At 74.2% G+C, this 18,315-nt stretch carries 18 protein-coding genes and 1 tRNA gene; 10 read left to right on the top strand and 9 right to left on the bottom strand.

What is annotated here, in order from left to right; genetic code table 11:
- The first annotated feature begins 49 nt into the window (after positions 1-49).
- Both CLV35_RS21010 and CLV35_RS13805 read left to right on the top strand, forming a co-directional pair.
- Positions 50-1,090: a cold-shock protein gene (locus CLV35_RS21010; RefSeq protein WP_147431968.1), complete on the top strand. Its 1,041-nt coding sequence runs from the start codon at positions 50-52 to the stop codon at positions 1,088-1,090.
- Complete coding sequence (locus CLV35_RS13805; protein WP_183062008.1) at positions 1,087-1,437, top strand: TraR/DksA family transcriptional regulator; 351 nt, start codon at positions 1,087-1,089, stop codon at positions 1,435-1,437. Before CLV35_RS21010 ends, CLV35_RS13805 begins: the two co-directional genes overlap by 4 nt.
- On the opposite strand, the gene CLV35_RS13800 is transcribed toward CLV35_RS13805, so the two are convergent.
- Positions 1,412-2,350 (bottom strand): NHL repeat-containing protein, encoded by a 939-nt coding sequence (locus CLV35_RS13800; protein ID WP_121194074.1) that lies wholly within the window; start codon positions 2,348-2,350, stop codon positions 1,412-1,414. The genes CLV35_RS13805 and CLV35_RS13800 overlap by 26 nt on opposite strands.
- A gap of 72 nt (positions 2,351-2,422) precedes the next feature.
- Between CLV35_RS13800 and CLV35_RS13795 the strand changes: the two genes are divergently transcribed.
- The 3 genes from CLV35_RS13795 to CLV35_RS13785 are packed head-to-tail and all read left to right on the top strand — an operon-like array spanning position 2,423 to position 6,410.
- The gene (locus CLV35_RS13795; RefSeq protein ID WP_121194073.1) at positions 2,423-3,232 is read left to right on the top strand and encodes an NAD(P)-dependent oxidoreductase; all 810 of its coding nucleotides are present in this window, start codon (positions 2,423-2,425) and stop codon (positions 3,230-3,232) included.
- A 38-nt stretch (positions 3,233-3,270) separates the two neighbouring features.
- Positions 3,271-6,225: a DEAD/DEAH box helicase gene (locus tag CLV35_RS13790; protein ID WP_121194332.1), complete on the top strand. Its 2,955-nt coding sequence runs from the start codon at positions 3,271-3,273 to the stop codon at positions 6,223-6,225.
- Positions 6,222-6,410: a hypothetical protein gene (locus CLV35_RS13785; RefSeq protein WP_121194072.1), complete on the top strand. Its 189-nt coding sequence runs from the start codon at positions 6,222-6,224 to the stop codon at positions 6,408-6,410. The genes CLV35_RS13790 and CLV35_RS13785 overlap by 4 nt, the downstream gene beginning before the upstream one ends.
- Here CLV35_RS13785 and CLV35_RS13780 read toward each other — a convergent pair.
- Complete coding sequence (locus tag CLV35_RS13780; RefSeq protein WP_121194071.1) at positions 6,394-6,819, bottom strand: DUF1810 domain-containing protein; 426 nt, start codon at positions 6,817-6,819, stop codon at positions 6,394-6,396. The two genes, CLV35_RS13785 and CLV35_RS13780, sit on opposite strands and share 17 nt — an antisense overlap.
- A gap of 9 nt (positions 6,820-6,828) precedes the next feature.
- Here CLV35_RS13780 and CLV35_RS13775 point away from each other — a divergent pair, with 9 nt between their 5' ends.
- Complete coding sequence (locus CLV35_RS13775; protein ID WP_231121808.1) at positions 6,829-7,971, top strand: glycoside hydrolase family 172 protein; 1,143 nt, start codon at positions 6,829-6,831, stop codon at positions 7,969-7,971.
- A gap of 99 nt (positions 7,972-8,070) precedes the next feature.
- Here CLV35_RS13775 and CLV35_RS13770 read toward each other — a convergent pair whose 3' ends face one another.
- Entirely contained in the window at positions 8,071-8,940 is an 870-nt protein-coding gene (locus CLV35_RS13770; RefSeq protein WP_121194069.1) for an oxidoreductase, read from the bottom strand.
- 92 nt (positions 8,941-9,032) lie between these two features.
- Between CLV35_RS13770 and CLV35_RS13765 the strand changes: the two genes are divergently transcribed.
- The gene (locus CLV35_RS13765) at positions 9,033-9,860 is read left to right on the top strand and encodes a helix-turn-helix transcriptional regulator (protein ID WP_121194068.1); all 828 of its coding nucleotides are present in this window, start codon (positions 9,033-9,035) and stop codon (positions 9,858-9,860) included.
- A gap of 116 nt (positions 9,861-9,976) precedes the next feature.
- On the opposite strand, the gene CLV35_RS13760 is transcribed toward CLV35_RS13765, so the two are convergent.
- Together CLV35_RS13760 and CLV35_RS13755 are read right to left on the bottom strand one after the other, a co-directional pair.
- Positions 9,977-10,053: transfer RNA gene (locus CLV35_RS13760), tRNA-Met, on the bottom strand.
- 41 nt (positions 10,054-10,094) lie between these two features.
- Positions 10,095-13,016: a UPF0182 family membrane protein gene (locus CLV35_RS13755; protein ID WP_231121807.1), complete on the bottom strand. Its 2,922-nt coding sequence runs from the start codon at positions 13,014-13,016 to the stop codon at positions 10,095-10,097.
- Between the two features lie 55 nt (positions 13,017-13,071).
- Here CLV35_RS13755 and CLV35_RS13750 point away from each other — a divergent pair, with 55 nt between their 5' ends.
- Positions 13,072-13,587, top strand: a complete 516-nt coding sequence (locus tag CLV35_RS13750; protein ID WP_121194067.1) for a PPA1309 family protein — start codon at positions 13,072-13,074, stop codon at positions 13,585-13,587.
- 27 nt (positions 13,588-13,614) lie between these two features.
- Here CLV35_RS13750 and CLV35_RS13745 read toward each other — a convergent pair whose 3' ends face one another.
- From CLV35_RS13745 to CLV35_RS13730, 4 genes are read right to left on the bottom strand one after another with little or no spacing between them, the layout of a single operon-like run.
- Entirely contained in the window at positions 13,615-14,643 is a 1,029-nt protein-coding gene (locus tag CLV35_RS13745) for a YlbL family protein (protein WP_231121806.1), read from the bottom strand.
- Positions 14,644-14,660: 17 nt separating this feature from the next.
- Complete coding sequence (locus CLV35_RS13740; RefSeq protein ID WP_121194066.1) at positions 14,661-14,855, bottom strand: hypothetical protein; 195 nt, start codon at positions 14,853-14,855, stop codon at positions 14,661-14,663.
- 25 nt (positions 14,856-14,880) lie between these two features.
- Positions 14,881-15,303, bottom strand: a complete 423-nt coding sequence (locus tag CLV35_RS13735; RefSeq protein WP_121194065.1) for a molybdenum cofactor biosynthesis protein MoaE — start codon at positions 15,301-15,303, stop codon at positions 14,881-14,883.
- Positions 15,300-16,364, bottom strand: coding sequence for an NAD-dependent epimerase/dehydratase family protein (locus CLV35_RS13730; protein WP_121194064.1), 1,065 nt, complete (start codon positions 16,362-16,364; stop codon positions 15,300-15,302). Before CLV35_RS13730 ends, CLV35_RS13735 begins: the two co-directional genes overlap by 4 nt.
- 50 nt (positions 16,365-16,414) lie before the next feature.
- Between CLV35_RS13730 and CLV35_RS13725 the strand changes: the two genes are divergently transcribed.
- The gene (locus tag CLV35_RS13725; RefSeq protein WP_121194063.1) at positions 16,415-17,713 is read left to right on the top strand and encodes a zinc-dependent metalloprotease; all 1,299 of its coding nucleotides are present in this window, start codon (positions 16,415-16,417) and stop codon (positions 17,711-17,713) included.
- Positions 17,710-18,264 (top strand): NUDIX hydrolase, encoded by a 555-nt coding sequence (locus CLV35_RS13720; protein ID WP_121194062.1) that lies wholly within the window; start codon positions 17,710-17,712, stop codon positions 18,262-18,264. The genes CLV35_RS13725 and CLV35_RS13720 overlap by 4 nt, the downstream gene beginning before the upstream one ends.
- Positions 18,265-18,315: the final 51 nt, after the last annotated feature.

The following is an 18,315-nucleotide window of genomic DNA, read 5'->3' as shown; positions in this document are numbered from 1 at the left end:
TGCGCTACCGGGGCCGCGTGGTCTCCGGCAGCTGAGGGAGTGTTTGTCGATGCAGGGCACAGTGCGCTGGTTCAACGCAGACAAGGGGTTCGGGTTCCTCGAGCCCGACGACGGCGAGGCGGACGTGTTCGTGCACTTCCGCGCGATCGTGGCCGACGGCGGCTTCCGCACCCTCGAGGAGGGCCAGCGCGTCGAGTTCGAGCGCGTCGACGGCGAGCGCGGCCCCCAGGCCGAGGACGTGCGCCTGGTCGCGGCCGAGCGCGAGCCGCAGGACGCGCCGCCGGCCGTCCACGAGCCGGCGAGCGGGCTCTCGCTCGGCACGGTGCTGTGGTTCGACCCCGACAAGGGCTTCGGCTTCCTCTCGCCCGACGACGGCGGCGAGGACGTCTTCGTCCACCTGTCCTCGCTGGTCGGCGTGCACTTCCTCGACGAGGGCCAGAAGGTCGAGTTCGAGGTGGCCGAGGGCCCGCGCGGCCCGCAGGCCGAGAAGGTCCGCCCGGTCGCCGACCCCGCCGCGGGCGACGTGCTCACGTTCACCGGCACCGTGCACTGGTTCGACCAGGAGAAGGGCTTCGGGTTCATCACGCCCGACGACGTCTTCGTCCACTTCTCCGCCATCAGCGGCGGCACCGGCTTCCGCACCCTCGACGAGGGCCAGAAGGTCGAGTTCGCGGTCGGCGCCGGCCAGCGCGGCCTGCAGGCCGAGAAGGTACGCGTGGTCGGCGCGGTCGCCGCTCCTGCCCGCGGGCCCAAGCGCGACGCCCCGCCGCGGCGCGATGCCGCTCCCCGCCGCGACTCCTACGAGCGGCGCGACGCCGCACCGCGCCGCGACTCCTACGAGCGGCGCGACGCGCCCGCGCGCCGGCCCGCCGGCGGCGGCTCGGGCGGCAACGGCACGGTGCAGTGGTTCAGCGCCGACAAGGGCTTCGGGTTCATCACGCCCGACGACGGCAGCGCCGACGTGTTCGTGCACTTCTCCGCCATCGCGGAGAAGGGCGGCTTCCGCACGCTCGAGGAGGGCCAGCGCGTCGCGTTCGGCACGACCCCGACCGACCGCGGGCCCCACGCGGTCGACGTCACACCGCTCTGAGCCCCGAGGAGCTCCTCGACGCCGAGCGGGCCGGGACGCTGGCCCGCATCGGCGCGCTCGAGCGCGAGTTCACCGGCATCGTGGCCGCCTCGGCCGACAGCAACGCCGACGACGAGCACGACCCCGAGGGCGCGACGATCGGCTTCGAGCGCGCCCAGCTCAGCGCGCTGCTCGAGCAGTCGCGCGCCCGCCTGCTCGAGCTGGACGCGGCGCTCGCGCGGGTCGAGGCGGGCACCTACGGCACGTGCGAGGTCTGCGGGCAGCCCGTCGCGGCCGGCCGGCTCGAGGCCCGGCCGACCGCGCGGACGTGCGTCTCCTGCGCTACGTCGTCGCGGGCAGGCGCGTGATCCAGTAGGACGCCGACGTCGGGTCGGCCACGCCGAACCGCGCGTTGATGGTGAAGAGGTACTTGCCGGCCCGCGAGGTCGTCGACGGCACGTCGAGCCCGGGGTCGGTGACGGTGCGCCGCCAGGTCGCCGTGACCGAGCGCCCGGCGCCGTAGCCCAGGGTCAGCACGCTGACGCTGTAGTTGTCGTTGCCGCGCACGACGAAGGCCGTGTTGCCGGCGAGCTCGAGCCCGTCGCCGCCGGTCAGCGAGCCGCCCTTGATCGGTACCGCCGTCGTCACGCCGGTCGCCGGGTCGACGCGCCAGAGCCCGCCCGCGCTCGAGTGGTCGAGCAGCAGCGAGCCGTCGACCAGAGAGCGGATGCCGTTGGCGCGCAGGTCGCCGGCCGTGGGCCAGGCGCCGGTCAGCGGCAGGAAGGTCGGCTCGCCCACCGGCAGGCCGCCCTGGAGGGCGACCCGCGTGAGCCGGTCGACCCCCGAGTCGGTGACCCAGACGGCGCCCGGGGTGATCGTGAGGTCGTTGACGAAGGCGGCGCCGGCGATCAGGTGCGACCAGCGCACGGCGCCGGAGCGCGAGTCGACGGCCAGCACGATGCCCTGCGAGCCCTGCGTCCCGACCGCCCACAGCAGCCGCGTGCGCGGGTCGTAGGCCATGCCGCGCAGCGCCCGCCCGGTCGTGCCGGGGGTGAGCGTGCGCAGGGCACCGGTGCGTACGTCACCGGTGACGATCCGCCCGTCGACCATGGACCCGGCGAAGAAGGCGGAGCCGCCGGTGACGGTGGTGATGCCCTCGGGCAGGAAGCCCGCGGGCAGCTCGATGCGCGCCTGCGTGGAGACGGCTGCGTCGGCGGTGGCAGGGACCGCGGCGGCGAGGGCCGCGACGGCGAGGGCGGGGGCGATGGCGCGAAGTCTCATGGCACGTCTCTCTCGGGGCGACCGGACAGGGGCAATGCTCTCCGGGGATACGTGCCCGTGCAAGATCTGTTCATGGACATCGCATTCGTCGGCCTCGGCCGCATGGGTCGCATCATGCGCGACCACCTCGTGGAGGACGGCCACAGCGTCCGCTCCTGGACCCGGTCGCAGGGCACCCGCGACGAGCTGCGCTCGACGGTCGAGGGCGCCGACGTCGTCGTGACGGTGCTGTTCGGGCCCGACGCCGTGCGCGAGACGGTGCTCGAGGGCGACCTGCCCCTCCGAGCTGGCGCGCTGTGGGTCGACGTCACGACCGTGTCGCCCGCCGACGCCACCGCCTTCGCGCAGTGGGCCGGGGAGCACGGCGTCCGCTACGTGCACTCGCCGGTCGTCGGCTCGCTCGAGCCCGCCCGCCGCCGCGCTCTCGGCGTCTTCCTGGGCGGCGAGGCCGACGCCGTGGCCGCGGCGCGCCAGGTCGTCACGTGGGGCGACCCGGAGAAGGTGCGCGAGTTCGCCACCCCGGCGCAAGCGTCCGCCGCCAAGCTCATCGCCAACCTGGCGCTCGGCGTCGCGATGGAGGGCGTGGTCGAGGCGCTGCGTCTCGGCGGCTCCAACGAGCTCCAGACCGGGCAGGTGCTCGACGTCCTCGGGCTGACCATGATCGCGGGACTCGCCGCGGTCAAGGGCCCGCTGGTCGCGTCCGGGGAGTTCACCGACACCCAGTTCTCCGCCGACCTGCTGGCCAAGGACGCCCGGCTGATGAAGGCCAGCACCGGAGCGCCGCTCCCGGCGCTGGAGGCGGTGCTGCGCCGGCTCGAGGCCGCGTCGGCCGCCGGCCGGGGCGACGAGGACTTCGCCGTGGTCGCCGCCCTGCCGGAGTAGCTCCTGCACCGTCGGTCCCGCCCGGCAGAATGGCCCGCATGGTCGCGGTGCACGGCGTGTGGCGCAGCGACGACCGGCTCGCGCTGTGGGCCGAGGGTCCGGGACGTCACGGGCTGGCTCCCGAGTCGCTGACCGAGCTGCTCGCCGGCGTGGGTCCGGGCCTCGGCTGGCTGGCCCGGCGGGCGGCGCCGGCCGACACGACCCTGCTGATGCCTGGCCGTGCGGGCGCCCCGCTGCCCTCGCCGGAGCTGCTCGGGCCGGGGTGGGCGCAGCACGTCGGCACGGCCGAGGGGCTCTCCCTCGACCTGTTCGCGGTGCCCTCGCTGGTCTTCGCGCCCGAGGACGCGGCCCAGCTGCTCGGCGAGCTGTGGGGCGCGCCGCCCGCGCTGGGCGCCGAGGTCGACGGCGAGCAGGTCGACCTCTGGGTGGGCGCGTCGCTGCGCTGGCTGGTCCGCGTGCACGACCTGGCCTGGCGCATCGTGCGCGAGGGCGCGATGCTGCCGGCGCTGCTCGACGGGCGTGCGCGGTGGGTGCCGGCCACGACCGGTCCGCGGTGGGCCGAGACGCGCGGGCTGCTGCGTACCGCTCCCCCGGTGGCGCGCGCCGAAGGCCGCCCCGGCACCGAGGTCCTCGGCGGCGCCCTCGAGGCACTGGTCGACGCCGAGGCCCGGCTGGCGCTGCGCGAGCAGGCGCCGCTGCTGCGGCCCGGGCGCAGCTCGGCGGTGTCGACGCCCGCCGCGGAGGCGTGGGTCGCAGCGCTCACGACGCGTACGGCTGTGGTCGAGGCCGCACCCGACGACCTCCACGTGCTCGGGGCGCGGCTGCGCGCGTGGCACCGCTCGCTGCCACCGCCCGCCGGCGAGCTGCGGCTCTGCCTGCGACTGGTCGAGCCGCTCGGCGACGACGAGGACGACTGGTCGGTCGACCTGCTGCTGCAGCGCAGCTCCGAGCCCTCGCTGCTCCTGCCCGCCGACGACCCCGATGTCGCAGGCGAGCTGATCACACGGGCGGCGGCGGTCTGGCCGACGCTGCGGTTCGCGCTGCACGGCGAACCGGTCTCCACGCTGCGGCTCGACCGCGAAGGAGCGCTGGGGCTGCTGCTCGCGGCGACCGAGCTGACCGCGGCCGGCGTCGGCGTGCTGCTGCCCTCGTGGTGGCGTGCGGGTGGCGGCCTGAGCGTGGCGCTCTCGGCCCGACCGCACCAGCCGGGCGCCGTCGACGTCCCGAGCCTGCTGCGTCGCGACGTCGTCGTCGACTTCGACTGGCGGGCGGCGGTCGGTGCGGTCCGCCTGCGCGAGGACGAGCTGCGCGAGCTGGCCGCGGCCGGACGCCGGCTCGTGCGCGTCCGCGGCCAGTGGCTCGAGGTCGACCCCGCCGGCATCGCGCAGGCGCTGGAGTTCCTGTCCCAGGCCCCGTCGGGCAGCGGCACGGTCGCCGAGGTGCTGCGGATGGCCGCCCGCCCGCCGGCGGGAGTCAGCTTCGTCGGCATCGACGCCGAGGGCTGGCTCGCCGACGTGCTGGCGGGCGCGGCAGCCGTACGCGTCGCCGACGTCCCGGTGCCGCCCGACTTCGGTGCCACCCTCAGCCCCTACCAGCAGCGTGGTCTCGACTGGTTGCACCTGATGACCCGGCTCGGCCTCGGCGCAGTCCTGGCCGACGACATGGGCCTGGGCAAGACGGCACAGGTGCTGGCACTGCTAGCGGTCGAGCACGCGGGCGGCGAGGGCGGGCCCACGCTGGTGGTCTGCCCGATGTCGGTGGTGGGCAGCTGGCAGCGCGAGGCGGCACGGTTCGCGCCCGGCCTGCGGGTGCAGGTGCACCACGGCGCCACCCGCTCCGCGACGTTCGACGCCGACGTGGTGGTGACGACCTACGGCCTCGTCCACCGCGACCATGAGGTGTTTCGTGGAGTGGAGTGGCATCGCCTGGTGCTCGACGAGGCGCAGAACGTCAAGAACTCGGCCACGTTGCAGGCGCGGGCAGTGCGGTCGCTGACGGCCCGCCACCGCCTGGTGCTCACCGGCACGCCGGTGGAGAACCGGCTGGCCGACCTGCACTCGATGCTCGACCAGGCCAACCCCGGCATGTTCGGCACGCCCACCGCCTTCAAGCGGCTCTACTCAGCGCCGGTCGAGCGCGACTCCAACGCCGCCGCACTGGCGTCACTGCGTACGCTGACCGCTCCGTTCGTGCTGCGCAGGCTCAAGAGCGACCCCGCCATCGCGCGCCAGCTGCCCGAGAAGCAGGACATCACCGTCTGGTGCAACCTGACCGCCGAGCAGGCGGCGATCTACCGCGGCACCGTCGACGACATGCTCCAGAAGCTCGCCACCCGCCGCGGCCACTCGCGCCGCGGCGTCGTGCTCTCGGCGCTGACCCGGCTCAAGCAGGTCTGCAACTCCCCCGCGCTGGCGCTGGGCGACTCGACGCCGCTGGCCGGGCGCTCGGGCAAGCTGGCCCGGCTCGAGGAGGTGCTGGAGGAGGCGCTGGCCGAGGGCGACCGGGCGCTGTGCTTCACGCAGTACGCCGCGTTCGGCTCGGCGCTGCAGCCGCACCTGGCCCGGCGGCTCGACTGCGAGATCGGCTGGCTCCACGGCGGCACGCCGCGCGCCGAGCGCGACCGCATGGTCGAGCGCTTCCAGGCCGGCGAGGGCCCGCCCGTGCTGCTCATGTCGCTCAAGGCCGGCGGCACGGGCATCACCCTGACCGCGGCGAACCACGTCATGCACATCGACCGGTGGTGGAACCCCGCGGTCGAGGACCAGGCCACGGACCGCGCCCACCGCCTGGGGCAGGCCAAGGACGTGCAGGTGCGCCGCTTCGTCTGCATCGGCACGGTGGAGGAGCGCATCGACACGATGATCGAGCGCAAGCGCGTGCTCGCCGACTCGGTGCAGGGCGGCGCCGACGACTGGCTGGCCGACCTCTCGACCGACGCGCTGGCCGAGCTGGTGGCGCTGTCGGCCGACTCCGTGGCGGAGCTCGAGGCATGAGCGCCGAGCGCCCGCTCGAGGAGTGCCTCGCCGAGTTCTGGCTCGCGCCCGACGAGCCCGAGCCGCCGCACCCGGTGGGCCCCGACGCGCTGGAGCCGCTCGGCCGCCCCGACGTGACCGTGCGCGGCCGCAACCTGCACGACCTGCTGCGCCCGGCCTACGACGAGCTCAGGTCCGGGCGGTAGTCGCCTCGTCGCGCTCCCCGCCGAAGTACTTCTCCAGCGCGGCGTCGAACACCGTCTCCTCCGGCGCGGCCAGCGCGAACAGCGTCATCGACGAGCGCAGCTTCTGCGCGTCGACGCTGCCGAAGACGGCGACGGGGTCGTCGCCGGCGAGCTCCAGCAGGACGCCGACGCACCCCCGCAGCCTCGGTCCCAGCACCGGGTGCGCGAGGTACGCAGCGGCCTCCGCGGTCCCTGCCAACGCGTACGCCTGCGCCATCGCACTGCGCCCGAGGCCCGCGACCTGGGGGAACACGAACCACATCCAGTGGCTCTCCTTGCGCCCGCGGCGCAGCTCGGCGAGGGCGGCGGGGTAGGTGCCGCGGGAGTCCTGGGCGGTGACGAATCGCTGGAGGTCGGAGTCGTCGGGCATGGCGCCAGCGTGGCACGATCGGCGCAGGCGGAGGAGCCGGTCGGTGTCTGGGAGGTCGCATTGCGCCCACTGTCGAGCGTCGCGGCGCTGCGCGACGTCCAGACCCGCTCGATCAGCCCGGAGAACCCCGACGGGTCGGTCGGCGGGGGCGCGCGCGCCGTGCACGGCACCGGTGCGCACGCCGCCCGCGAGCTCGGCCCGGGATGGAAGGTCTCGCCCAGCGTGGTGGTCGGTCCCGGCGAGACCTACGAGCTGGCGCGCATCGAGGGCGCCGCCCGCATCACGCACGTCTGGGTCACCACCCACACCGACCACTGGCGCTCCCTGCTGCTGCGCGCCTACTGGGACGGCGCCGCGGAGCCGGCGGTGGAGGTGCCGCTGGGCGACTTCTTCTGCAACGGGTGGGGCACCTTCGCCCAGGTCAGCTCTCTGCCGGTGGTGGCGAACCCGCACGGCGGCTTCAACTCCTACTGGCCGATGCCCTTCCGCGACGGCGCCCGCTTGACGCTCGAGAACCTCGCTCCGGTGCCGGCCACGGTCTACTTCCAGGTGACCTACGAGGTGGGCGGCGAGGACCCCGACGGGCAGGCGTACCTCCACGCGCAGTGGCGGCGCAGCAACCCGCTCGCCGACCGAACGCCGCACGTCCTCGTCGAGGGCGTCGAGGGCCGCGGGCACTACGTCGGCACCTACCTCGCTTGGGGCGTCAACAGCAACGGCTGGTGGGGCGAGGGCGAGGTGAAGTTCTACCTCGACGGCGACGTCGACCATCCGACGATCTGCGGCACCGGCACGGAGGACTACTTCGGCGGGGCCTGGAACTTCGAGGTCCCCGGCCATGGCTATACCACCTACACCACGCCCTGCCTCGGCGTGCCGCAGGTCATCCGCCCCGACGGGCTCTACGTCGCGCAGCAGCGCTTCGGCATGTACCGCTGGCACGTGCCCGACCCGGTGCACTTCGCCAGCCGGCTGCGCGTCGACATCCAGGCGCTGGGCTGGCGCTCCGGCGGGCGCTACCTGCCGCTGCGCGACGACATCGCCAGCACGGCGCTGTTCTACCTCGACCGGCCGGTGGCCGCACGGCCGCCCGTGCCGAGCGCGGACGAGCTCGAGGTGCACCTGGGCACGGGCGGTGGGCCGACGCGCTGAGTACCCCCGCGGTGGGCGGTAGGCGCGACGGGCCGGCGGTAGCAGATCGCCTACCGCCGGCCCGCCGTTGCTACCGCTCAGCTCGAGCAGCCCAGGCGGTCAGGCGCCGATCGCGTCGAGCTCGGCCACAGCGTCCGCAGGCAGCTCGAGCGCTGCCGCCGCGACGTTCTGCTCGAGGTGCTCGACGGACGACGTGCCAGGGATGAGCAGGATGTTGGGCGAGCGCTGCAGCAGCCACGCGAGGGCGACCGCGTTGGGCGTCTGCCCGAGCCGGGTCGCCACCGACGACAGCGCGTCCGACTGCAGCGGCGAGAAGCCGCCCAGCGGGAAGTAGGGCACGAAGGCGATGCCCTGCGCCGACGTCGCCTCGACCATGGCGTCGTCCGAGCGGCGGGCCACGTTGTAGAGGTTCTGCACGCAGACCACAGGCGCGATCGACTGGGCCTCGGCGAGCTGATCCTCGTTGACGGTGCTCAGGCCCAGGTGCCGGATGAGCCCCTGCTGCTGCAGCTCCGCGAGCGCTCCGAACTGCTCGGCGAGCGAGCCGGGCTCCGGACCCTCGACTCCACCGATCCGCAGGTTGACCACGTCGAGCGCCTCGAGCCCGAGCCGCTGCAGGTTCTCGTGCACGGCCTGGCGGAGCTCGTCGGGCGTACGCGCGTGCGGCCAGCCCCCGCGCTCGTCGCGGCGCGCACCGACCTTGGTCACGATGTGCAGGCCGTCCGGGTAGGGCGAGAGCGCCTCGCGGATGATCTCGTTGGTCACGTGCGGGCCGTAGAAGTCGGCCGTGTCGATGTGGGTGATGCCGAGCTCGACGGCCCGGCGCAGCACCGCGATGGCCGCGTCGCGGTCGCGCGGCGGGCCGAAGACACCGGTCCCGGCCAGCTGCATCGCGCCGTAGCCCATGCGCGTCAGCTCGAGGTCGTCAGCCAGGCGGTAGGTCCCGCCAGGGAGCGTGGAAGTAGTCATGCTGCAACCTTCGCGGCTGAGCGGGCAGGCAGCCAGTCGTCCGCTGTCCCTAGGACTGCCACCCCCAGGATGCGGCTGCCTACAGTGGTCGGGTGGCCTCCTCCAACACGCTGGGCGAGTACCTCCGGGCCCGCCGCGAGCTCGTCCGACCCGAGGACGTCGGCATCCGCGTGACGGGCACCAGGCGTACCCCCGGCCTGCGGCGCGAGGAGGTCGCGACGCTCGCCGGCATCAGCGCCGACTACTACCTCCGGCTCGAGCAGGGCCGCGACCGGCGGCCCTCGCCGCAGGTGCTCGACGCGCTGGCCCGCGTCCTCGGCCTCGACGCCGCCGCGACGCGCTACCTCCGCAGCCTCTCGAGCGCCCAGTCGGACCGGGCGGCGCGCAGGTCGCCCGACGTCGTGCCCACCGGCATCCTGCAGCTGCTCGACGTCATCGGCCTGCCCGCCTTCGTGGAGAGCCGCATCTTCGACGTGCTCGCCGCCAACCCGCTCGCGTCCCAGCTCTACCCCTCCGCGCGCCCCGGCGAGAACCGCCTGCGCTCGGCGTTCCTCGACGAGGACGAGCGCGCCCGGCACCCCGACTGGGAGCACATCGCCGGCGGCATGGTCGCGAGCTTCCGCGCCTCGATCGGCTCGCCGGACGACCCGCGCGTGACCCGGCTGGTCGGCGAGCTGTCGCTGGCGAGCGAGCAGTTCCGTACGTTGTGGGCGCGTCACGACGTCAAGCAGCCTGCGGGCGCGGGGGTCCGCATCCAGCACCCCGAGGTCGGCCTGCTCGAGCTGCGGCGCGAGAAGCTCGCGGTCAGCGGCACCGACGGCCAGCTGCTGGTGGTCTTCCACGCCGAGCCCGGCTCTGCGAGCGAGCGCTCGCTCGCGCTGCTCGGGTCGCTCGCGGCCACGCGGACCACGGGCAGCTGACCAGCAGGCACCGCCGCACTCCCGGACGGCACGGGCCCTGGACAGCACGGGGTTCTGGACAGCACGGGGTTCTGGACAGCACGAAGGCCCAGGTCGTCTGACCTGGGCCTTCGTCGTGGTAGCGGGGGCAGGATTTGAACCTGCGACCTCTGGGTTATGAGCCCAGCGAGCTACCGAGCTGCTCCACCCCGCGTCGGCTCGTCCAGCATATGCGAGACGCGGGGCGAAGCCAAATCAGCCCGTGGGAGTCGGCTTCGGGCTCAGCTGGGCCAGCCGCTCGATGGCCGCTTGGAGACGCTTCTGCGCCTCGCCGTAGGCCGTGAAGTCGCCGTCCCGCAAGGCTCTCTGCCCCGCCTGGAAGGCTGCCTCGGCGTCGGCGATCGTCGCGGCCAGCGTCCCGGTGCCGGGCGTGGGCGTGGCGCCCGTGCTCGCCGACGGGCTCGGCGTGGCGCTCGTCTGCGGCGCCGTGCCGGAGCCGGACGTGTCGCCGGACGACGGCGTACCACCTCCGCGCTCGAGCTCGGTCAGCGCGGCCGCGAGCGAGTTGCCGTAGGCCGCGTTGATGCCGTCGGAGACGAGCACCAGCTGCAGCGTCGGGAACCTCGCCGTGCCGGCCGTGGGCCGCACGTAGATCGGCTCGACGTAGAGGAACCCGCGGCCTGCAGGCAGGGTGAGCAGGTTGCCGTAGACCACTTCGGAGGCACCGCCCCGCTGCAGCAGGCTGATCTGCTGGGCGATGGCGGTGTTGCTCTTGAAGGCGCTCTGCGCCAGCTGCGGGCCGTTGATCTGCGCCGAGGCGGCCGGGATCGTGAGCACCCGCAGCGTCCCGTAGGAGTCGGGGTCGGTCGCGTCGCTGTCGACCGACATGAAGCCGGTGAGGTTCTCCCGGTTGCCGATCGGCGAGAAGGGCGTCGTCAGCGAGAAGGTGGACTCGCTCGTACCGGGCATCTGCAGCGTCAGGTAGTAGGGCGGCAGGTCCTGCTTGACGTCACCGGTCGGGTCCTGCGGGATCTTCCAGAAGTCGTTGTTGCTGTAGAAGACCCGCGGGTCGCTGACGTGGTAGCGCGTGTAGAGCTCGCGCTGCACCTTGAACAGGTCCTCGGGGTAGCGCACGTGCGCGAGCAGCTCGGTGTTCTTGTCGAGGTCGGCGCGCGGGTGCACGGTGCCGGGGAACGCCTTGCGCCAGGCCTTGAGCACCGGGTCGCTGGTGTCCCACTGGTAGAGCGTGACCTGACCGGTGTAGGCGTCGACCGTCGCCTTCACCGAGTTGCGGATGTAGTTGACCCGCCGGTCGTCCTGCTGCGCGACGACGCTGGAGGTCTGGGTGACCGCGTCGGCCGTGGCCTCGCCCAGCTTCTGCCGCGTGGAGTAGGGGTACGACGACGAGGTCGTGTAGCCGTCGACGATCCAGACGATGCGCCCGCCGACGACAGCGGGATACGGGTCGCCGTCGACCGTCAGCCACGGAGCGACCTTCTCGACCCGGTCGCGCGGCTCGCGGTCGTAGAGGATGCGCGACGAGGAGTTGACGCGGTTGGACAGCAGCAGGTTGCTGTCGCGGTACTTCGTCGCGTAGAGCACCCGGTGGAACAGTGAGCCGACCTCCACCCCGCCGCCGCCCTGGTAGGTGTTGCTGCGCGAGGACCCGCTCGGGTCGTCGGCCTCGACCGGCTGGGCGCCCTTGGGCGCGCCGACGATCGAGTAGTCCGGCGACTCCTCGCCGAAGTAGACGCGCGGCTCGAACTTCCCGAAGCTGTCGGAGGACAGGAAGCTCGGCTCGCCCTCGGTGTTGGGGTTGTCCGTGGCCGCGGCGACGAAGCCGTAGCCGTGGGTGTAGACCGTGCGCTCGTTGGTCCAGTTGCGCTGCGAGGCGTTGAGCTTGCTGGTGTCGACCTCGCGGACGGCGACGGCGACCTCGGTCTCCTTCCCGTCGATCGTGTAGCGGTCGATGTCGAGCGGGTCGGGGAACTCGTACCAGGTCTGGCCCTGCTGGCGCGCGGTGAACGTCGGCGAGACGACGTAGGGGTCGATCAGGCGGCTGCTGGCCAGGGTCGGGGACGCCGCTGCGGTCTGCACGTCGGCGGCGCGCTGAGCGGCGTACCCCTGCACCTTGACCGCGTCGAGGCCGTAGGCCGCGCGCGTCTGCTGGATGTTCTTGGTGATCTGCGCGGCCTCGCGGTCGGCCTCGCTCGGCTTCACGCGGAACTGCTGGTAGACCGCCGGGTAGAGACCGCCGATCAGCACCGCGGCGATCACCAGCGAGCCGAGGCCGAGCGCCGGCAGCAGCCAGGTGCGGCGCACGACGTTGGCGAAGAACAGCACCGCGCAGATCAGCGCGACCCACGCGAGGATCGTCTTGGCCGGCAGCAGCGCGTTGATGTCGGTGTAGGTCAGGCCGGTGAAGTCGGCCCGCCCGACCTTGCTCTCGCGCACGGCGAGGGAGTAGCGGTCGATGTAGTAGGCGACCGCCTTGAGCAGCACGAACAGACCCAGCAGCACGCTGAGGTGCACGCGCGCGGCGTCGGTGGTGCGGTCGCCGAAGCCCTGCAGGCGCACCCCGCCGTAGAGGTAGTGCGTGAGCGCCGAGGCGAGCAGGCACAGCACGACCAGCGTGAACGCGAAGCTCAGCACGAAGCGGATCCACGGCAGGTCGAAGACGAAGAACGAGATGTCCTTGCCGAACTGCGGGTCCTTCTTGCCGAACGGCGTGCCGTTGCGCCAGAGCAGGTAGGTCTTCCAGTGCGACGACGCCGACAGGCCGGCGAGCAGCCCGAGGACCACCCCCAGCGCGATGACGGCGACCTTGCGCAGCGGCTCGATGCCCATGCGGTAACGGTCGAGGCTCTGCTGCTCGGCCGAGCCGGGGATGTAGGTGGGCCGCAGGCGGTGGGCGAGGTACGTGTTGCCCGCCACCGCGCCGCCGAGCAGTCCGCCGAAGACCACGAAGAGCCCGACGTGCACGCCGATGCGCCGGGTGAAGACGCCCGAGGCGTCGACCGAGCGGTACCACAGCAGCTCTGTGTAGAAGGTGGAGAAGAGGGCGAAGCCCACCCCGAGCACCACGAGGATGACCAGCGTCGGCACCAGCACCCTGCCGCGACGGGGCAGGGCGATCCGGGGCGCGCGCCCCGGATCTCGGGGCATGGAGAAGCTCACGTCCGTCAACTTACCGAGCGACCCTGGGAGTTCCGCTTCTGCCAGACTCGCGGCCATGGATGCCGCCCGCCTCGCCGCCCTCGAGACCGCCGCCCTCGAGGTCGAGCAGCACGTCGCCGCTGACGGCTGGGACGCGCCGCCCCGGCTGTTCGCCCTCGTCCCCACCGCCGAGCTGCTCGCCGCCGAGCCGGCGCTCGCCGTGCAGCTGGGCCCGGCCGACCCCGAGGCGCTGACACCGGTCGAGCAGGAGGACCTGCCCGAGCACGACACCCTCGACGAGCTGCTCGCCGGCATCGGCTGGCCCGAGGGCGTCCTCGGCGCGGCACTGGTCGTCGAGCGCCTGGTCCTGCCGCCCGAGGCGGAGGCCGGCATGCCGGGCGACGAGCAGGAGGCGCTCGACTGGCTCTCGAGCCACCCCCAGCGCCAGGAGGTGCGCGTCGCCGTGGCGGTGCTGCGCGACGGCCCACGCGCGTGCGTGCTGCGGATGCGGGCGCACGAGGAGGAGGTCCTGCGAGGTCCGGACCTCGTGCCGGCGCTCGCCGAGGCGCTCGCCGCCACGCTGGCGGACTGAGCAGCCCTCCCTGCGCAGGCGGCGAGCTCAGCAGGTGGGGAGGGCCGCGGCCTTCCCCTGGCCGATCGCCGTCACGTCGGCGTAGGCCTCCTTCAGCGTCGAGACCTTCACCACCCGCAGGCCCTTCGGCACGACACCGTGGGTCTCCCCGCAGTTGTCGGCGGGCGCGAGGAACCAGCGCGCTCCCGCGGCGCGGGCACCGGCGAGCTTCTGCTGGATGCCGCCGATCGGCCCGACCTTGCCGGAGTCGTCGATCGTGCCCGTGCCGGCGACGAACTGGCCGCCGGTGAGCTCGCCCGGCGTCAGCTTGTCGATGATGCCGAGGGCGAACATCATGCCGGCGCTCGGGCCGCCGACGTCCTGCAGGCCGATCTTGACCTGGAACGGGTAGGTCTGGCGCACCGCCTGCTCGACGCCGATGCGGGCCTTGCCCTGCTCGTTGGCCGCCGTCGGCACCTGCAGGGTCAGGGTCTTGCCGCCCCGCTCGACCGTCATCGAGACCGGGTCGCCCGGGGTGTGTGCCTGGATCGCAGAGCTCACCGACTCGGGCGTCGAGGCCGGCTTGCCGTCGACGGAGCGCACGACGTCGCCCGCCTTGAGCGTGCCCAGCGCGGGCGCGCCCTCCTGGATCGACTTCACGACGATGTCGCGCTCGATCGGGATTCCGAGCTGGGTCAGGGCAGCGGTCGTGGCGGCGCTCTGCGAGAGCTCCATGTCCTCGGCGTTGCGCTTCTCGACCTGCTGCGGCGTCGGGTTGTCGGGGAACTCGACCTTGGTCGGCACGACCGCGTCGTGCGGGTCGAACCACGCGCGCAGCGCGGTCACGAGGTCCATGCGCCGCCCCGGCCCGCCGCGCAGCGAGACGGTGAGCAGCTGCAGGTGGCCGGAGGTCGGGTAGGTCGCGTGCCCGGAGATCGAGATGACCTCGCCGTTGCTGCCGTCGGTGCCGAGCGTGTTGGCCGTGGGCCCCGGCGAGAGCACGACGTAGGGCACGGGCAGCCACGACGCGAGCGCGGTCAGCACGACGATGAGGATCGCGCCCGAGGTGAGGGTCACGGTCCGCGGGCGCAGGGTCACGAAGCGTCCGGACCCTTGACGCGCACCGTGGAGCGGCTCGTGGCCTGGCTGAGAGCTGCCTGGAAGCGCGCGTAGCTCTCCACCGTGTCGGCGACGTCGGCGGGGCGCCGGGTGCGTCCCAGCCAGCTCACGCAGGCGATCGCGAGCACCACCGCGACCACGGGGATCGCCAGCCACGCGAGGGACGTCACGTCCACCAGCGTAGCCGCGGAGCGCTCACGGCGTGCCGACCCACTCGTCGGTGCCGTCGGCGAAGCGCTGGTGCTTCCAGATCGGAGCCCGCGCCTTGAGCTCGTCGACGAGCTGCTGGCAGGCGGCGAACGCCTCGCCGCGGTGCTCGGCCGCCACGGCCGCCACCACCGCGACCTCACCGAGCCCGAGGTCGCCCTCGCGGTGCAGCACCGCGACCGCCACGACGCCCGCGCGCGCCGCCGCCTCCTCGGCCAGCTCGGCGAGCACCGCCGGCGCGGTGGGGTGGGCGGTGTAGCCGAGGCTCGTCACCTCGCGCCCGCCGTCCGAGACGCGCACGGTGCCGACGAACGAGACGACGCCACCGGCGCGTACGTCGTCGACCGCCGCGAGCACCTCGGCGACCTCCAGCGGCGCGTCGCGGACCCCCGTCAGCCGTACGCGGCTCATCCCCGCCTCCTCTTGCGTGCGCGGCGCACCAGCGCCGCCGTGCCGACCACAGCAACCGCAGCACCTGCGGCCCCCAGCGTCGCGTCGCGCCGGATGGCGCGGTGGCCCTCGCCGGCGAGCTCCTCGAGCAGCAGGCCGAAGGCGGTCGCGTTGTCGTAGGCCGGCGACCACCCGGCCGCGAGCAGCCGTGCGGAAGGCACGACCCACGGGTGCACGACGTAGGACAGGTCGGCCGCCGGCCCGGGCACGACGCCCAGCCGGTGCAGCCGCTCGGCGGTGCCGAAGGCCAGCGCGGCCGGCAGCTCGATGCGGCGCAGCCCCGACAGCTCCTCGACCTGCTCCTGGCTCAGCGACCCCTCGCACCCCACGGTCAGGACGCCCTCGACCGCGCCGAGCGCAGCGAGCAGGAGCGCGTCGGCCAGGTCGTCGACGTGGCAGAACTGCCACCGCGGCTCGGTGCCCCGCACGACCAGCAGCCGGGGAGCGCTGAAGTGCCCGGCCACGCTGGTCTCGACCCCCGGCCCGACCAGCGCAGCGGGCCGCACGACAGTCACGGAGAGCCCCGGGTGGGTGCCGCGCGACCGCTCGGCCAGCGCCTCGACCTCGAGCAGCTCGCGCACCTCATGGGCGTCGGGCTGCGCGCGCAGCGGACCGTCCTCGTCGAGCGGCACCGGGTTGTCGGGCAGCGCGCCGTAGACCGCGGCACTGGTGACCAGCACCACGCGGGCCACCCGGGAGGCGGCCGCGGCGGTCAGCACGGTCGCCGCGGCCAACGCCGCGCCCGTGTCGGGCGAGGGGTGGACCAGCGCGTCGAGGCGGCCCAGGGCGCTCGCGAGCGCCGGGTCGTGCACGTCGGCGGTGCGCCAGACGACTCCCTCGACGCCCTCGAGCGGAGCGGCGCCGTCACGGCTCGCGTCGATGGCGACGACCTTGCGGACCCGCGGGTCGGCCGCCAGCCGGCGCACCGTCGCAGAGCCCACGGCACCCGCCGCGCCCGTGACCCCCACGGTGACCCGGCGCGCGGATACGGTGGAGGCGCTGGCGGCGGGATCGGGCTTCATCGGGGTCCATCCTCCCCCGGCGACCAGGGACAAGCGCGGAGGGCGACGTCATGAGCGACAACCCGTTCGGGTTCGGGCCGGGCACGGGCTCGGGCGAGCCCTTCGACATGGCCGCGGCGTTCGCGCAGATCGGCCAGATGCTGTCGTGGACGGGCGGCCCGGTCAACTGGGACCTCGCCCGCGACACCGCGCGCGCCGCGGTCGCCGGCTCCGACCCCTCGCCCTCGTTCGGCGACCGCGGCCTGGTCGAGCAGGCCCTGCGCCTGGCCGACCTCTGGCTCGACGACGTCACCGCGCTGCCGGCCGCCGGCGGACGGGCCGAGGCGTGGAGCCGCGCCGAGTGGGTCGAGCGGACGCTCCCGGTCTGGAAGAGCCTGGTCGAACCGGTCGCCGAGCGCGTCGTCGCGGCGATGGGCTCCGCGATGGAGGGCGCCACCGCCGAGGGCTCCGAGGGCTTCGCCCAGCTCCAGGCGCTCGGCATGCCCGCGATCGACCCCCGCCAGCTCTCCGGCATGATCCGCTCGATGAGCGCCTCGATGTTCGGCGCCCAGGTGGGCCAGGCGCTCGGCGCCCTCGCCGCCGAGGTCGTCGGCTCCACCGACGTCGGAGTGCCGCTCGCCGAAGGCGGGCGCACCGCCCTGCTGCCCTCGGGCATCGCCGCCTTCGGCAAGGGCCTCGAGGTCCCCGAGGACGAGGTACGCGTCTACCTGGCCCTGCGCGAGGCCGCCCACCAGCGGCTGTTCGCCTCCGCCCCGTGGCTGCGGGCGCGGCTGACCGCGGAGGTCGAGGCCTACGCGCGCGGCATCGAGGTCGACGCCGGCACCATCGAGGCGGCCATGGGCCAGCTCGACCCGACCGACCCCGCCGGGATGCAGGAGGCGCTGGGCTCGGGGCTCTTCGACCCGGCGCCCACCCCGGCGCAGCAGGAGGCGCTCACCCGCCTCGAGACGCTGCTCGCCCTGGTCGAGGGCTGGGTCGACGCGGTGGTCGCCTCGGCCGCCGAGCCGCACCTCAAGCACGCCGGCGGACTGCGCGAGACCGTACGCCGTCGCCGCGCCGCCGGCGGGCCCGCCGAGCAGACCTTCGCCAGCCTCGTCGGCCTCGAGCTGCGCCCCCGTCGCCTGCGCGACGCGGCCGCCCTCTGGCAGGCCGTCACCGACGCGCGGGGCACCGACGGGCGCGACGCGCTCTGGGCGCACCCCGACCTGCTGCCCTCGGGCGCCGACCTCGACGACCCGCAGGCGTTCGCCCGCGGCGGCGGCGAGGACATCTCCGTCGAGGCCATGCTCGCCACCGAGCAGACGGCTGAGGCCGACGAGGCCGACCCCACCGACGAGGGCGACGCGTGACGCCCGTCCCAGGATCGCTGCACGCCGACGCGGTGCGCGTGCTGGAGCAGTGGGCGGCGCCCGACGCGCAGCAGGACGCGCTGCGGCGCGACTACCTCGAGCACCTGCGCGCCCACCCCGACGGCCTCGACCGCGGCTGCCTGCCCGGGCACCTCACCGCCAGCGCGCTCGTGGCCGGGCCCGAGGGCCGCGTGCTGCTCACGCTGCACCGCCGGCTCGGCCGCTGGCTGCAGACCGGCGGCCACTGCGAGCCGGGCGACGCCACCCTGGCGAAGGCCGCGCTGCGGGAGGCGAGCGAGGAGTCCGGCATCGCCGGGCTGGTCGTCAGCGACTCGCCCCTCCGGCTCGACCTCCACCACGTCCCCTGCGCCGGGCCGGGCAGCTCGGTCGCCCACCTCGACGTGCAGTGGCTCGCCACCGCGCCCGCCGGCGCCGTCGAGGTGATCAGCGAGGAGTCCATCGACCTGCGGTGGTTCGCGCCCGACGCGCTGCCCGAGGGCGTGGACGCCTCCGTGCGCGCGCTGGTCGGCGCGGCGCTGCAGCTGGACTGACCGGTCCCGACCCGGGCGCCCCGCTCGCCGGGTCGGTGCCGTCCTGCAGCT

The sequence above is a fragment of the Motilibacter peucedani genome (assembly GCF_003634695.1).
Classification (GTDB): domain Bacteria; phylum Actinomycetota; class Actinomycetes; order Motilibacterales; family Motilibacteraceae; genus Motilibacter; species Motilibacter peucedani.
Note: the sequence above shows the minus strand (reverse complement) of the source record. Positions and strands in the feature narration are given on the sequence as shown.